Raw genomic sequence first — 15,456 nt, 5'->3', positions numbered from 1 at the left:
AGAGCTCCCTGTTATGTAAGCACTTTCTTTCCTGTTGAATATAGTATATAACAAAAACAGCATATAAAAAAGCCTAATTGTAAAACAATTAGGCTTTTTTTAAGAACTTTTTTCTTGTACATCTTTAATGAGTACTCCCCTTGGTTTACTACCTTCATAAGGACCTACTACACCATTCATTTCCATGGCATCAATTAAACGAGCTGCTCGCGTATATCCTACTCTAAATCTACGTTGTAACATAGAAACAGATGCTGTTTGCATTTCTACTACAAGCTGAACCGCTTCATCATATAATTCATCTTCTACTTCCTGCTTTGTTTCAGGAACATCTTGTGGAATCATATCCTCTTGATATTGCGCTTTTTGCTGCGCAATAACAGATTCTACGACTCTCTCAACTTCATCATCTGATAAAAACGCCCCTTGTACACGAACAGGTTTCGATGCACCAATTGGTATGAATAACATATCTCCACGACCTAGCAACTTTTCTGCACCACCACCGTCAAGAATCGTTCGAGAATCTATTTGGGAAGATACAGCAAATGCAATACGCGATGGAATATTCGCTTTAATAACACCTGTGATAACATCAACTGACGGGCGCTGAGTCGCAATAATTAAATGAATACCAGCAGCACGTGCCATTTGCGCTAAACGCATAATCGCATCTTCTACATCCGAAGAAGCAACCATCATTAAATCAGCTAACTCGTCCACAATTACTACAATATATGGTAATTCAGGTTGTTTCGCTTCCGATTGGCTATTATGTTCTTTAATATAATCATTATATCCTTCAATGTTACGCGTACCGCTATGCGCGAATAATTCATAACGACGCTCCATTTCACTCACAACTTTCTTCAAAGCCTGTGATGCTTTTTTCGGATCAGTTACGACTGGTGTTAATAAGTGCGGAACACCGTTATATACATTTAACTCTACCATTTTCGGATCAATCATCATTAATTTTACTTCATGCGGTTTTGCACGCATTAAAATACTTACAATAATTCCATTAATACATACACTCTTTCCACTACCAGTCGCACCAGCTACTAATAAATGGGGCATTTTATTTAAACGTGCCAATACAGCCTCTCCTGTAACATCACGTCCAAGACCGATTAATAACTTCTCTTCTGGGTGGTTATTCGCCTTTGAATCAAGAACTTCTCTCAGCGTTACCATAGAAACTTCTGAATTCGGAACCTCAATCCCTACAGCTGATTTCCCGGGAATAGGTGCTTCAATACGAATGTCTTTCGCTGCTAAAGCAAGCGCTAAATCATCACTTAAACTAACAATTTTACTTACCTTTACTCCCATATCAGGATACACTTCATATTTCGTAACTGCAGGACCTCTATGTACTTTTGTTACTTTCGCTTTCACACCAAAACTTTGGAATGTACGTTCCAATTTACGAGCATTTTCATAAATTTCCGCATTTTCATTTGTAACTTGCTTATTTTGGGGAAACTTTAATATATCAAGCGAAGGAAGCTTATAATCTTTATTTTCCACATTAGAAAATTGCATAGGAGGTGCTTTCGTTTCACCTTCTAGCGATTCAACGATTTTTTCTCCTCGTTTCTTGTGAGGTTGTTCTTCTGGCGCAGGCGGAACTGCCTCTTCAATAAACGGAGGAGTGATTAAATCATTTTCTTCTATCTGCTTTTCCGTCTCTTCACGTACTGGATAATTCTCAGTAAAATTCGAAATAATTGGTGGACCAATTTCTATTTCTTCTACTGGCTCAATAGCTTCTTCTTGTTCAGCAACACGTTCACGCCTCTTGCTTCTTGTTGTTTTTTTCTTTTCAGTTTGCTCGGCGACCCTTTGAGATTTCCAATCTTTATAATCCCCTTGCATGACTTGAAACTGACTTCTAAGAATTCTCCCTACCGGAGCAAGTACTTCTCCAATATGTTTATTTGTTATACAAAGTATTCCAAGAATAACTAAAATAATTCCAATGATATATGCCCCTACTTCGTCAAATAAGAAGTAGCACGTTGCGAACATCAGTGCACCGAACATACCACCACCTAAATGAACACTATCCGGGCCCTTTTTCATTTCAAGGAAGAAGTAATCTTTTGTACTAACAATTACAGAAGTATTTTGCACAGCTCCATCTTTCGTAAGCAGGTTAAATAATGTAATATGACTAAACATTAATATTGCTAGTACAATTAAATAAACACCTATTAGCCGTTTATTTAAAAGGTTGGGCCATCCCCGCTTTATTACAAACGCAACAGATAAAGCTATTACACCTAATACACCAATTATGTACCACTCACCAAAGAAGAAGCGAAAAAATAACACAAACGATTTCCCTACAACACCTAGCTGTAAAATCGTAATAATCGAAAGTGCAAAAAGAGTCAACCCGACGATTTCATAATACAAAGTTGGCTTTATCGTACGTCTTGCCTTAGCCTTCGTCCCTCTTTGCTTTTGTTTTGCCATTTCTTCACCTCGTGTTCTAAAAATTAAATACAACTTTCTTATAAAAAAGCTCTACTTACATGTCTTTCTCTCTATTTTTCAGGTCTTTATATCTTCTATTTTTACACTTCTTGTAAAATGTTAAATAAACAGAAGAAAGCAGCCTACTCATGGCTGCTCAACCGTCTTGTTTTTTATATTATACCATAGCTCCTAAACAAAATCCTTCTTTTTGCTAAAAGGTAATTTTCTGTCCAGGCTCAAACTCTAGGTAGTGAGACGGATTCGTACTTAATACACGTACAATAGAGTAACATTGATTATCCTCCTCAGAAACCACTAATTCCACGCCATTTATATTCACAACTTTTTGGCTTTCGCATTGTGAATAATCGGCCGGATACACAAGTTGCTCTGGCATAATTGTATATAAAATCATTGTAGCATTGTCCCTTCTGTACTATTATCCTTGTGTTCATCAATTAATTCGTTTAATTTTCGAAGTGCGCTACCAATACCACCGACACCATCTATAAGACCATACTTCACTGCATCTCCACCTATTACATTCGTCCCAATATCTCGCGTCAAATTCCCTTTTGCAAACATAAGCTCTTTAAAACGATCTTCCGTTACTTTCGAATGCTTTGTCACAAATCGAATGACTCTTTCTTGCATTTTATCCAAATACTCAAATGTTTGTGGCACACCTATAACAAGACCTGTTAAACGAATCGGATGAATTGTCATCGTCGCTGTTTCGGCAATAAATGAATAATCAGTTGAGACCGCAATCGGTACACCGATTGAATGCCCTCCTCCTAAAACAAGAGATACAGTTGGCTTTGAAAGCGAAGCCACCATTTCAGAAATCGCTAATCCAGCTTCAACGTCACCCCCAACTGTATTTAATATTAACAGTAAGCCTTCAATTTTTGGATTTTGTTCAATCGCGACAATTTGCGGAATGATGTGTTCATATTTTGTTGTTTTATTTTGTGGTGGCAACTGAATATGACCTTCCACCTGCCCAACAATTGTTAAGCAATGAATACGCGATTCATTCATTTGTGGTACATTTGTCTGTCCAAGTTGCTGAATTTTCTCCACTATAGAAGCCTCTTTTGGAACTTCTTTCGGCTCAGCTTCTTTTTCTTCATTTGTATAACGATCACGTTCTGTCATATCGCATCCCCTTTCACTCGTATATAACTATTATTTCTTAAGTTATGAATTTCATTCGATAGGGTTAAAAAAGAAAAAGATCACCTGTAAAGGTGACCTTCTTTATACTTCCATAATAATCGGTAAAATCATTGGCTTTCTCTTCGTTTCTTCGTACAAGAACTGCCCTAATAATTCACGAATATTTTGTTTCAACATAGACCATTCAATTGTATATTCTTTAATTGATTGTTCAACAATCATACGTACAATATCTGTGGATCGTTCGATTAATGCTTCTGATTCACGAACATATACAAAGCCGCGTGAAATAATTTCTGGACCAGAGATTATTTTCTTTTCATCCTTACCTAGTGTTACAACAACAACTAAAATTCCATCTTGAGATAACATCTTTCTATCTCGAAGAACGATGTTACCGACGTCACCTACACCTAATCCATCAATTAAAACATTACCAGCTTGCACTTTACCAGCTAATTTTGCTTCATCGTCACCAAAAGCAATTACATCGCCTTTTTCTACGATAAAGATATTTTCTCTCTTAATACCTACATCTTCCGCTAAATACGCATGTGCTTTTTGCATACGGAACTCACCATGTACGGGTACAAAATACTTCGGCTTCATTAAATTTATCATCAGCTTTAATTCTTCTTGGCTACCATGACCTGAAACGTGAACTTTTCTTTCACCGTAATAAATAACCTCAGCACCAGATCTAAATAACAAGTCAATAATTTTTGATACAGATATTTCATTCCCTGGAATTGGAGAAGCTGCAATAATAACAGTATCACCTTTACGAATTGAAATTTGTTTATGAGCTTGCTTCGCCATTCTAGAAAGGGCTGCCATCGGTTCCCCTTGACTACCAGTCGTTAAGATAGCTACCTTTTTTTCCGGGAAATTGTCTATTTCTTGTAATGAAATAACCATACCTTCTGGAACATCTAAATAACCAAGACGTCTTGCAATATCTACCACTTTCACCATGCTACGTCCTACTACCGCTACTTTCCTTCCAGTTTCAGCAGCTGCATCAAACACTTGTTGAATACGATGTACATTGGAGGCAAATGAAGCAACAATAATACGCCCTTCTGAACTATAGAATACTTTAGAAATCTCTATACCAACTTCTTTTTCCGAACCTGTATAACCAGGACGTTCAGCGTTTGTACTATCAGATAACAAGCAAAGTACGCCTTCATTTCCAATTTGCGCCATTTTCCCAAGATCTGCTCCACTATTTCCGATTGGAGTTTGATCAAATTTAAAGTCTCCTGTATATACTACAGCACCTTTTGATGTATGGAAACAAACACCCACAGAATCCGGAATACTATGTGTCGTTCCGAAGAATGACACAGTTGTTGAATTAAACTCTACTGTTGAATTCGAGTCAATTGTTTTTAAGTCTACACGGCCTAACATTCCTGCTTCGCCAAGCTTTTCTTGTATAAGTCCTACCGTTAATTTCGTCGCATATACTGGAATAGATAATTTACGAAGCACATAAACAATTCCACCAATATGATCTTCATGACCATGGGTAATAAATAGTCCTTTTACTCGCTCTTGATTTTCTACTAAATATGTAATGTCAGGAATAACAATATCAATCCCAAACATTTCATCTCCCGGGAACATCAATCCTGCATCTACAATAAAGATTTCAGAATCAATTTCAACACAGTACATGTTTTTACCGATTTCACCTACTCCGCCAAGAGCAAATACTTTAACAGACTCATTCTCTTTTCTCTTCATGTTGTTGCCTGGTTTAAAAATCTTGCAAACACTGATTTCACTAAAATTGCAGAGACACCAGGGGAAACTCTACAACCACCATATATTCACCGTCCAAGACGAATGTCCTTACCGTTATGCGATATCATGTCCTTGTTAATTTTTTAAACCAGGTTTCACCTCTCTTTCATTATATAAATCAAATATCTTATTCGATATGATATGAAAATTTCATTAAATCGTAATTTTTACCAATTTTGCTAAGCATACCCGTACTAAGCTACTTAGCCATATTATAACTGATACAAGAAATAGAACACAAGTTAAATTATACGAAAGACAAGAGAAGACACTAAAATGAGATTATAATTTAAGAGGGCAAAATTCATATCGGTTTTACTATTTTCCCTACGTAATAAGAGTTTGATGGAAAAATATTCATGTAAATTCTTTACATAAACATGAAACGATATTCACTAAAAAAATCTTATCTCTGTAATCAGTTTCTTACTAATTCTCCCCCCTGCCATCCCCTTCTTATTACAGCCTATTAACTATAGCTAATTTTCATCACTTACATATAGTTAGTCAAAATAAAAATGACCTAGTTTCACACTAGGTCATTTTTATTAACGAGGAATAGATTGCATTACGGATTGTAACGTTATTCTTTCTTCTTCCGTTAATGGAAGAAGTGGCAAACGTACAGAACCTACATCTAATCCCACCATTTGTAATGCTGTTTTTACTGGTGTTGGGCTCGGCGCCATAAATAGTGCATCCGTTACTTTTACTAGTAATTGATGTAATTTCTGCGCTTTTTTGAACTCTCCAGCTTGGAATGCAGCAATCATTTCTTGCATTTCATTCCCGATAACATGAGATGCTACAGAAACAATACCTTTTGCTCCAATTGCCATAGCTGGTAATGTTAAACCATCATCACCGCTGTATACTGCAAAGTCGTCCGCTGTTTTTTCAATGATTTCTGTCATTGTTAATACATCGCCGCCTGCATCTTTAATCGCAACAATGTTTTCGATTTCTGATAAACGAACAACTGTATCAACGGAGATTTGTACAATAGATCGTCCTGGAACATTATATAGCATTACCGGAAGCGGAGTGCTTTCAGCGATTGTTTTAAAGTGCTGGTACATCCCTTCTTGACTCGGTTTATTATAATACGGTGCCACTAGCATAACTGCATCAACACCAACTTCAGTTGCCTTTTTTGTTAAATCAACAGAAGCATGCGTATTATTGCTACCTGTTCCAGCGATGACGGGCACCCTTTTATCGACAACAGATACGACATGGCGATATAACGCTACTTTTTCTTCTGATGTTAATGTAGGAGATTCTCCAGTCGTCCCTCCTACCACGATTGCTGTTGTACCGTTATCAATTAAATAATTTACCAATTTCGTTGTCTTTGCAAAATCGATATTACCATTTTTATCAAACGGTGTTACCATCGCGGTTGCAATTGTCCCAAAATCTATCATGATCTCACTCCTTATTGTTCCAGTTGCTTTTCTTTTGAAAGCTCAAATGCACTATGTAATGCATTCACAGCCTCCACTAAATCGGCTTCTTTTACAAGAACCCAAATTGTCGTATGACTATCTGCTGATTGCAGAATTTGAATACCTTTTCCCGCTAAAGCTGTGACAATTTTCGCTGTAACCCCTGGAATACCTGCCATTCCAGCACCAACGATAGAAACCTTCGCACAATGCTCTGTCACAACTGGATCATATCCAAGTTGCTTTAAAACCTCAACCGCACGCGCTGATACACTATCCTTTACTGTGTAAGCTACACCGGTAGGAGAAATGTTAATTAAGTCCACACTAATCCCTTCATTAGCCATTTCTTTAAACACGTGTTGTTGTAAATCATATGCAGTTTCTTTTGCAAGCACCTTAATTTGCGTTACGTTTGACACATGGGCAATCCCTGTAACAGGACGTTCTTCTACATCCTGCCCTTTTGTAGCACCATCATATGCCGCAATAAGCGTACCTTCACTATCCGAATACGTAGAACGTACACGAAGTGGTACTTTTGCATGCATCGCAATTTCAACCGCACGCGGATGAACAACCTTCGCACCCTGATAAGCCATGTTACAAATCTCGTTATATGTTACAGTTTGAAGATGACGTGCATCTTTTACGATACGAGGATCCGCAGTCATAACACCTTCAACATCTGTGAAGATATCGATATATTCAGCATGAAGCGCAACACCTAATGCTGAAGCTGAGGTATCACTACCTCCGCGTCCAAGTGTTGTCGTATCTCCATTTTTCGTTTGACCTTGGAATCCCGTCACGACGATAACATCTACATTTTGTAACTCTTCATGTATACGATCGCAATTCATTTCAATAATCTTAGCATTCGTAAAGTCATTATTCGTTACAAAACCAGCTTGCGCACCATTTAATGCTGCTGCTTTTATACCATTCTCATTCAACATGTTAGAGAAAACAATTGCTGAGATTAATTCTCCGCATGATAATAATAAATCTTGCTCACGTTTAGAAATATTAGATTCCTCTTGATTTACAAGACTTAATAACGTATCAGTTGCATACGGTTCACCTTTACGGCCCATTGCTGATACGACAGTAACTACTTTATAACCAGCAGCTAACGATTTTTTTATATGGTGAAGCGCATGCTTGCGCCCATTGTCATCACGTACTGATGTACCACCAAATTTTTGAACAATAATTTTCATATTTTGCACCTTCTCTTAGCCGTTTACACTAATTGTAATTTTACTAAGCGCTCTGCAATTTGAACAGAATTCCATGCAGCGCCTTTTAATAAGTTATCAGATACGACCCAAAGGTGGAATCCTTTATCATTATTTAAATCTTTACGGATTCTTCCAACGAATACTTCATTTTTACCTACTGCAGTAGCTGGCATTGGATATAACTGCTCTGCTGGATTATCTTGCAGTACAATACCTTCTGCATTTGCAAGTAAGTTTTTCATTTCTTCTACTGTTACGCCTTCTTTATCTACTTCAATGTACACAGACTCGGAATGACCCGATACAACTGGTAAACGTACACATGTCGCAGCTACTTCTAATTCAGGCATATGCATAATTTTTTTCGTTTCATTAATCATTTTCATTTCTTCGAATGTAAATCCATTATCTTGGAATTTATCAATCTGTGGAATAGCATTAAAAGCGATTTGGAAATGCTTTTCGTCACCTGATACAGGTAAAACATTCGCCTTTACTTCTTCGCCATTTAAGATTGCTTGTGATTGTTCATGAAGTTCTTCAATAGCTGCCGCACCAGCACCTGATACAGCTTGATATGTGGAAACGATTACTCGTTTTAAACCATATTGCTGGCGAACTGGCTCAAGAGCTACTACCATTTGAATTGTAGAACAGTTTGGATTTGCAATAATACCATTATGTTCTTTTAAATCATTTTCATTTACTTCAGGTACAACAAGTGGCACGTTTTCTGTCATACGGAATGCACTTGTATTATCAACAACAATTGCACCGCGCTTTGCTGCTTCTGGCGCTAATTGTTTCGATACAGATCCACCTGCACTAAATAGTGCAATATCTACTCCTTCAAAACTTTCAGGAGTTGCCTCTTGAACTGTAAATTCTTCGCCTTTAAATACAAGTTTCTTACCTGCAGATCGTTTAGATGAAAGTAACGTTAACTTCCCAATTGGAAATTCTCGTTTCTCTAAAGTATTTAACATTTGTTCACCAACTGCGCCGGTTGCTCCAACTACAGCGACATGAAAAGTTTTTTGCTTTTCCATCACTATGCCCCTTTCTAGATACCAATCCTTCTATAACTTAGAATTAGAAGGAGCTTACAATGCCCCCTCTAATCTTAATAACGTTAATTTTATCATATTCTACAGTAAGAATGATGGTTTCAACAAAAATCGTACGTTTTTTTCGTTTTTTAACTCATATATCTGAATTTTTCTACAACAACAGGTTGTAATTGTTTTCCTTGTAGCGCTTCTAATACTGTATCTTCAAGTAACTCCATACGAGCTACCATTGAGTTCGGTTTTTTCTCTGGTGCATCTTGGCCGAATGGTACGAAGTAGATGTCTTTTGTAGCCATTAGGCGCATTAGGTTGACGCCAACAGGGTGATGACAATATAAATATTTCTTTTTTCTTCTATTATATATCCATTTCGCAGACTGTAAATTTATTTTCATTTCCATACATGTCTATCAGGCTCTTCATTAATACAATAACTCATCCAAAGGGATTGTAAGTAGCTTGATGGACAAGTTTTTTGAATGTGGGTTTATGCGAGCTTAAGAAAGTATACATTAGATTTTTTACAATAATTATGTAACCCAACCATTTATTCCTGTTATAATTATATTTTGATTTACATATATAAGGAGGTTTTTATTTGTTTACTGCATTAATGTTTTTGTTTTTATTAGCGTCAATACTATCGGTAATTGCACTAATTATAGGTCTGATCAAACCAGGAAAGGTCGTTCGTTTTGGCAACACAAAAACAAGAGGTCGAGTTATATTAATTTTCTTGCCGGTATTATTCATTTCGTTTATTTTAGCAAGTTTGTTTGCTAGCAAGTCGATAACTCCAGAAGAACGAGTTGCAATTGATAAAAAAAGAGCTGAAGAAAAAGTATTAAAAGAAAACCAAGAAAAAGAAAAAGTTGAAAAGGAAAAAGAGAAGAAAGCTAACGAGCAAGAGAAAAAAGCACAGGAAAAAGAAGAACAAGCTAAAGAAGAGAAAAAGGCAGCTGAAGAAAAAAGCAAACAGGATGAAGCATACCAGAAAGCTGAAAAAGAAGCTGAAGAAAAAGAGAAACAACAAAAAGAAAAGAAAGAATCTACACCAGATAAAGATAAACAATTACCAGCCACACAATCAAATAAAATTTCTGTTAAAGCTGGTCTAGGTGATACAGAAGAAAACTTTGTAAAAGAATACGGTTCAAATAAAGGGTCCGCTTCAATCGCTAGATTTGCAAACGATTATATTTTAGCAATGTTTTTAGAAGGTAGAGCAAATAATATCACCCTTCAATTTTCCCAATCAGGAAAACAAAGCCGCTCATTATCCGATGTCATGACAGAAGTGAAAAATATACTTCCAGTCGATGCTATAGAGAAAGAGCGTTATACAGATACTCAAGATCCAGAAAGAGAAATCATTACATTCACTAGTGAAATATTGAAAAATAGCGTTCCTGAAACAGCATTCTTAGGTGATGAGTCTGGGACATGTATGGCTATAATTCGAAAAGGATTAAATGAAGAATATATTTCTGCGGTTATCGCTTTAGGTAATATTAATCCATAAAATGGAAACTATGCGTGAAGGTGTTGAATTGACATTATCAAAAGTAGACACCTTACATGAGTTGGCTTAAGTAATGAAGAGAGCCCTCACTAGAGAAACAAATAATATCACAAGGAGAATACACTAAAATGAAAGCAATGAAACTAGTATATCTCGCACTTGCACTCATGCTTGTAAGTGGAGGTTGTGAGGTATCTAAAGACCATTTAAAAGATAGTACATCTCTAGATGCATCAGACAAACAAGAAACTGCTAAAGAAAGCCCAGCAGCAAAAGCTTATAAGACTGAAGTTATGGATTTAACTAAAGAGTTAGAAACCTCTATGGGTGAAATGTCTAAGATAATTAATGAAGATAGTACGCTAAGTACATCAAAACAGCGTTTCAGAGACGCATTAGCTAATGTAGCAAACGTAACAAACAAATTCAATGCTCTAACACCTGGTGATGGGCAAAAAGATATCCATGAACTTATTTTACGTTCGTTGAAAATTATGCGTGACGGGATAGAAGACGTATACGTTTACCTAGATAATATGAATAAATCTGAGGTTAATGATGGTTTCAGCTTAATAAATCAAGGGTCAGACATGTATATGAAAGCTATAAAGAAGTTGTATTAGAGTAACTTGTAATTATATATATAATCATTCAACTGACTAAGGGGTAATGTAAAAATGAAAGCAAAGAGAATCGTAACGTTAGCTTTACCTATCATGTTATTATCAGCTTGTACAACAGAAACATACGGACTTACACAAGCAGAATTTCGAAAAGTAGACAAAGAGTTTAAAGCAGATAAAATGATAGAAGATATGAAAAGAATGCATTATAAAGACGAAGAAATAGAAAGGCAACTTAGAGGTGCATTAGCAAAATTGGAATATGAAGAAGAACAAAGAAGCGGGAAAAAGTCTGATAAGAAATCAGAAAGCAAGACAGAGGTAGATAAGGAAAAAGAAAATTCTAGTGCGAAAGAAACTAAGTCAGGTAATGATAAGACTAACAAAAAGCATACGATACCTATATCTTCAACAGAATTTCCTGACTATATGTTCGATTTATTAATAGACCTTAAATATTCAATACGAACTTTAAAGAAAGAGTCTGATGCATTCTCAATAGCTAGATATGAAGGTGAACCGAAGGACACTATCATAAAAATTCATAATCAATTAGATAGTTTAGAAAGAGTTGAAATACCTAAAAAGTATACAGACTATGAATACATTATCAAAGAAGGTATAGAAACTATAAGAGACTATTTACCTAAGGTAGAGAAAGCTTTTAAGAAGTATGAAGACCCTAGAAATGATAAAAAGAAAGTAAAAGACGAAGTAGAAGATGCATTAGATGGGATAGATAGCGGTATGTATACATGGCAACCGTTCTTTGCCGATATGAACGATAAGGATCCTAATGCATTGAAAGAAGCAATTAAGAACAAACAAGATGTTATTAAGCAGGATCATAATTCATTTGGAAAAGGTACATCAAGTACAACAGACGGATCAATTAACTATACACCAAAGAAATAAAAGGCTCTACTTGTATGTTTGAACTAAATAATAACACTATTAATATTAAAGGGGTTTGAATTATGAAAGCAAAGAAACTAATATATTTAGCATTTCCGCTTATATTAGTAGCAGGAGTAGGATGTTCTAAAGATAATGCTGAAGAGAAGAAAACTGATAATGTAAAAGTTGAAGATTATAAAAAGACTGACAACCTAAAAGATGCAGAGTCAAAGGATAAGAAGGAATCGGAGACAGTAAAGCTACGAGAAGAAGATTTCATGAAGACTGTGGATGAAGAACTAGATAAAGCACTAAAAGAAACAGAGTCAGAAATGAAAGATAAAGATAAAAAGGTCAAAGAAGAAGTTAAAGAAGAAACTAAAAAGGTAGCAAGTGAAGAAGAAAAGGCAAATAGAACATTAGCTGAAGAACGAGCAAGTGATGATAAATCAAACAAGGTAGAAGAACCTAACAAAGAAGTAGTAAAAGAAGCTGTAATTGGAGGAGGTAGAACACTAGCTGAAGAACGAGCGTATATAGATAAGAAGTTAAATAACGAGTCTAGACACTATTCACCTTTGGAACAGTATCAAGAAGAGGTAGAGGAGACTTCTAATGAGTTAGTAACAGCAGTAAAATCTAGTAAATCACTACTTGAAAAAGACAAAACGATGCAAACAAATAAATCAGAGTTAAAGGGACAATTAAGTGTAGTCAGCGGAAGAATGGATAGGTTAGCAAGTATAGAACCTCCTAAGGATTACGATTACTTCAAAGTGCAGTTAAGAGACGATGCAAAAATAATCAAACAGGTAGTAGACCAAGCGTTTATCGCTTTTAATGAAAATGATACTGAAAAAGCCCAAGCAAACTTAGATGCTATGATGGAGTATTTAGATACAATGGCTTTAACGTTAAATGAAATAAAAGACGCACAAAACTAAGTATTCAAAGGGTTATGTGACAATAAAACGTAAAATGTTAGCTTTAGCATTACCTGTTATGTTGTTAGCAGGTTGTACAACAGAGACATATGGACTTACACAGTCAGAGTTACGAAAAGTGGACAAAGAATATTAATCAAGTAAGCTAACGATATAACAATCAGGTTATTTCATGAGTTATGATACAGTCGCATCCTTACAACGTATGCAACAATTACAGCAATCAGAAGCTATTGCTGGAAAGAGGATTGTCTTGCAACGCATGTTTACGGGATTAGATATAACGTTGTTTATTATTGCATTAATCTTAGGCATCCCCACTTTTTCAATATCTTGTATATTATTTTTAATTTATTATTTCTCAATAACTAAAACATACTTAGTGAAGAATGTTGCTACTGGCGAAAAATTCAAAGTGGATAAACAAGATTTCAAGCAATATAAAAAGGAATTTAAAGCGAAGGAAAAAGAAGTTAGAAAAATATCTGATCTATAATCAGATTTAAAGGACGGTACATACCAAATGAAAAAGAACTCTAACTTTATGAAGGTCGTTCGTTCAATATTTAACGCATTTCGTTTGTTGATTAAAATTATAAATCCTATATTAAAGGCATTATCTAAAAGTAAATTTTAAATCTCATAAAAACAAAAATCCCCTTCTGCATATAGGTGCAAAAGGGGATTTTTTTCAAATTAATCTATTCGTTCTACAGATACTGGTTCATAGATAAATAAGAAACGGTACCTTTACACTAACATCTGTAAAGATGAAAATCAATATATAATTATCTACATATAGAACCAGATAATAATTTTTGTTCATAAAACTATTCTTTTGTTAAAAAAATGATTAATTCACTTTAATATATTCATACCACCATTTACCACCAGGTCTAGTATCCATCCACCAGGTAATCTTGTCTAATTCTGGATTAGGTAAAACCTCTGTTTCAATATGAGCAAGACCTGTTAATGGATTAACAACCACTTTCCCCTTTGTTCCTCTTTCGTTCATCGCTTGGATAGCTTCTTCAATTAAGTTAGTACCGAATTCACCAGATTTAACATATTGATATCCGCCATTAGAAACGGGTTGCTCATTTCCGATAAACCAAGATAAAGGTTTATCACCAACTAAAGAATTTAAATCAACCTTTCCAATTCCATCAAGCCATCCGCCTGTTTCTCCGTCTGCGTATTGCCAAATATCACATTTGTAAGCAGGTTTCGGCCCGCCATATCGCGGAATCCAAAGGAAATCAGCTTTTACATTGTTTAATCCGTATTTATTGTACATGTGGTGACTTACATAAAAACCAACTTTCCACCCTTTAGACTTACAACGATTAATGAAGGCTTGTGATGCTTCCGCTATCTTTTGCTCTCCACATGATTTCAATGTATCGTCTTCAGTATCTAAAACTAAGAATTTAGCATTAGGACTAACACGAGCCATAAAATCATCTGCTTCTTTGATCGCATCATTTACACTTACAAAACAACCATATGCATAAGCGGCGTGGGGGATATTTCGTTTTTCTAATTCTTTTACATATCCATTATAATATTGATCTATCATATTAGAACCGTATTGCACACGGCAAATACATAAATCTAATTGTGGACCGATTACATCCCATTTTATTGAACCTGCATTCCATTTCGAAATATCGATAATTTGTCCCATTATTCAACATCTCCTTTTTCATTTTGATCAGTAACGTCTCCATGACTAGTCCAAATACCTAGCGCAATACCAAATAAATAAACAGCTTGCTGTACTTTTTCTAAATTACCTTCAAATCCAGTTACTCCGAACACTGATAAAATCAGTCCAAAGCATGAAAAGAGCGCAACCCATGTTTTCCAGTTGCGCAAACGTTTTAGAATATTTTCTTTTGTAAGTGGCATATCTTATACACCTCCTTTCAATAACAATCCAATTAGTGCTGTTACAATCGCACCAATGATGATTCGGAGAATCCATGTAGTATTGGCACTGATTTTATCTAACTGTTTATTAATGTTGATGATGTCCTTTTCATTCCCCAAAGTACGAGACTCTAAGTTTCGAATGTCATTCTTTATATCTTTTTGATCTGACTTAATTTGGAGGATCTCTTGCTTTAAATCTTGAATTTCTTGCATCGGTTCATCTCCTTTCAAAATAAAAAAGCATGCTATAAGCACGCTTCGTTTTATTGTAAAATCCACATTTTTTAAG

The 15,456-nt window shown here is 35.6% G+C and carries 15 protein-coding genes and 1 pseudogene; 5 read left to right on the top strand and 11 right to left on the bottom strand.

From position 1 onward, the window contains the following. Window positions 1-99 precede the first annotated feature (99 nt). From ABH960_RS20380 to spoVFB, 8 genes and pseudogenes are all read right to left on the bottom strand, one after another. Entirely contained in the window at window positions 100-2,484 is a 2,385-nt protein-coding gene (locus ABH960_RS20380) for a DNA translocase FtsK (protein WP_002014584.1), read from the bottom strand. A gap of 214 nt (window positions 2,485-2,698) precedes the next feature. Next, window positions 2,699-2,902, bottom strand: a complete 204-nt coding sequence (locus tag ABH960_RS20375; protein WP_002088064.1) for a YlzJ-like family protein — start codon at window positions 2,900-2,902, stop codon at window positions 2,699-2,701. Then, a complete protein-coding gene (gene tepA / locus ABH960_RS20370) occupies window positions 2,899-3,648 on the bottom strand; it encodes a translocation-enhancing protein TepA (RefSeq protein ID WP_113936839.1) in 750 nt (249 codons plus the stop codon). The genes ABH960_RS20375 and tepA overlap by 4 nt, the downstream gene beginning before the upstream one ends. Window positions 3,649-3,750: 102 nt before the next feature. Beyond that, window positions 3,751-5,421 (bottom strand): ribonuclease J, encoded by a 1,671-nt coding sequence (locus ABH960_RS20365; RefSeq protein ID WP_404447954.1) that lies wholly within the window; start codon window positions 5,419-5,421, stop codon window positions 3,751-3,753. A gap of 608 nt (window positions 5,422-6,029) precedes the next feature. Continuing rightward, window positions 6,030-6,908, bottom strand: a complete 879-nt coding sequence (dapA, locus tag ABH960_RS20360) for a 4-hydroxy-tetrahydrodipicolinate synthase (protein ID WP_002014579.1) — start codon at window positions 6,906-6,908, stop codon at window positions 6,030-6,032. An 11-nt stretch (window positions 6,909-6,919) separates the two neighbouring features. Continuing rightward, window positions 6,920-8,152, bottom strand: a complete 1,233-nt coding sequence (dapG, locus tag ABH960_RS20355) for an aspartate kinase (RefSeq protein WP_404447951.1) — start codon at window positions 8,150-8,152, stop codon at window positions 6,920-6,922. Between the two features lie 23 nt (window positions 8,153-8,175). After that, window positions 8,176-9,222: an aspartate-semialdehyde dehydrogenase gene (gene asd, locus ABH960_RS20350; protein ID WP_002014577.1), complete on the bottom strand. Its 1,047-nt coding sequence runs from the start codon at window positions 9,220-9,222 to the stop codon at window positions 8,176-8,178. Window positions 9,223-9,371: 149 nt separating this feature from the next. Beyond that, window positions 9,372-9,560, bottom strand: a pseudogene (spoVFB, locus tag ABH960_RS20345) (dipicolinate synthase subunit B); the annotation flags it as partial. Window positions 9,561-9,841: 281 nt separating this feature from the next. On the opposite strand from spoVFB, the gene ABH960_RS20340 reads away from it, so the two are divergent. The 5 genes from ABH960_RS20340 to ABH960_RS20320 all read left to right on the top strand — a co-directional run bounded on the left by ABH960_RS20340 (window position 9,842) and on the right by ABH960_RS20320 (window position 13,725). Next, window positions 9,842-10,765 (top strand): hypothetical protein, encoded by a 924-nt coding sequence (locus ABH960_RS20340; protein WP_404447947.1) that lies wholly within the window; start codon window positions 9,842-9,844, stop codon window positions 10,763-10,765. Between the two features lie 128 nt (window positions 10,766-10,893). After that, window positions 10,894-11,388, top strand: coding sequence for a hypothetical protein (locus ABH960_RS20335; RefSeq protein ID WP_400518398.1), 495 nt, complete (start codon window positions 10,894-10,896; stop codon window positions 11,386-11,388). 54 nt (window positions 11,389-11,442) lie between these two features. Beyond that, entirely contained in the window at window positions 11,443-12,303 is an 861-nt protein-coding gene (locus ABH960_RS20330) for a hypothetical protein (RefSeq protein ID WP_212590290.1), read from the top strand. A gap of 62 nt (window positions 12,304-12,365) precedes the next feature. Continuing rightward, the gene (locus tag ABH960_RS20325; protein ID WP_404447943.1) at window positions 12,366-13,229 is read left to right on the top strand and encodes a hypothetical protein; all 864 of its coding nucleotides are present in this window, start codon (window positions 12,366-12,368) and stop codon (window positions 13,227-13,229) included. 172 nt (window positions 13,230-13,401) lie between these two features. Then, a complete protein-coding gene (locus tag ABH960_RS20320; protein WP_404447940.1) occupies window positions 13,402-13,725 on the top strand; it encodes a hypothetical protein in 324 nt (107 codons plus the stop codon). A gap of 357 nt (window positions 13,726-14,082) precedes the next feature. On the opposite strand, the gene ABH960_RS20315 is transcribed toward ABH960_RS20320, so the two are convergent. The 3 genes from ABH960_RS20315 to ABH960_RS20305 are packed head-to-tail and all read right to left on the bottom strand — an operon-like array spanning window position 14,083 to window position 15,380. Further along, entirely contained in the window at window positions 14,083-14,919 is an 837-nt protein-coding gene (locus ABH960_RS20315; protein ID WP_404447937.1) for a GH25 family lysozyme, read from the bottom strand. Then, complete coding sequence (locus tag ABH960_RS20310) at window positions 14,919-15,143, bottom strand: hypothetical protein (protein ID WP_001131591.1); 225 nt, start codon at window positions 15,141-15,143, stop codon at window positions 14,919-14,921. Before ABH960_RS20310 ends, ABH960_RS20315 begins: the two co-directional genes overlap by 1 nt. A 3-nt stretch (window positions 15,144-15,146) precedes the next feature. Continuing rightward, window positions 15,147-15,380, bottom strand: coding sequence for a hemolysin XhlA family protein (locus ABH960_RS20305; RefSeq protein ID WP_328019999.1), 234 nt, complete (start codon window positions 15,378-15,380; stop codon window positions 15,147-15,149). Window positions 15,381-15,456: the final 76 nt, after the last annotated feature.

Origin of the sequence: Bacillus sp. RC252 (assembly GCF_044909215.1) — a bacterium.
GTDB lineage: Bacteria > Bacillota > Bacilli > Bacillales > Bacillaceae_G > Bacillus_A > Bacillus_A mycoides.
This window is presented reverse-complemented; position numbering and strand designations above follow the sequence as displayed.

Coding starts and splice junctions, on each gene's coding strand:
- ABH960_RS20380 (WP_002014584.1), bottom strand. CDS start 2,484: ATGGCAAAACAAAAGCAAAGAGGGACGAAGGCTAAGGCAAGACGTACG.
- ABH960_RS20375 (WP_002088064.1), bottom strand. CDS start 2,902: ATGATTTTATATACAATTATGCCAGAGCAACTTGTGTATCCGGCCGAT.
- tepA (WP_113936839.1), bottom strand. CDS start 3,648: ATGACAGAACGTGATCGTTATACAAATGAAGAAAAAGAAGCTGAGCCG.
- ABH960_RS20365 (WP_404447954.1), bottom strand. CDS start 5,421: ATGAAGAGAAAAGAGAATGAGTCTGTTAAAGTATTTGCTCTTGGCGGA.
- dapA (WP_002014579.1), bottom strand. CDS start 6,908: ATGATAGATTTTGGGACAATTGCAACCGCGATGGTAACACCGTTTGAT.
- dapG (WP_404447951.1), bottom strand. CDS start 8,152: ATGAAAATTATTGTTCAAAAATTTGGTGGTACATCAGTACGTGATGAC.
- asd (WP_002014577.1), bottom strand. CDS start 9,222: ATGGAAAAGCAAAAAACTTTTCATGTCGCTGTAGTTGGAGCAACCGGC.
- ABH960_RS20335 (WP_400518398.1), top strand. CDS start 10,894: ATGAAAGCAATGAAACTAGTATATCTCGCACTTGCACTCATGCTTGTA.
- ABH960_RS20330 (WP_212590290.1), top strand. CDS start 11,443: ATGAAAGCAAAGAGAATCGTAACGTTAGCTTTACCTATCATGTTATTA.
- ABH960_RS20325 (WP_404447943.1), top strand. CDS start 12,366: ATGAAAGCAAAGAAACTAATATATTTAGCATTTCCGCTTATATTAGTA.
- ABH960_RS20320 (WP_404447940.1), top strand. CDS start 13,402: ATGAGTTATGATACAGTCGCATCCTTACAACGTATGCAACAATTACAG.
- ABH960_RS20315 (WP_404447937.1), bottom strand. CDS start 14,919: ATGGGACAAATTATCGATATTTCGAAATGGAATGCAGGTTCAATAAAA.
- ABH960_RS20310 (WP_001131591.1), bottom strand. CDS start 15,143: ATGCCACTTACAAAAGAAAATATTCTAAAACGTTTGCGCAACTGGAAA.
- ABH960_RS20305 (WP_328019999.1), bottom strand. CDS start 15,380: ATGCAAGAAATTCAAGATTTAAAGCAAGAGATCCTCCAAATTAAGTCA.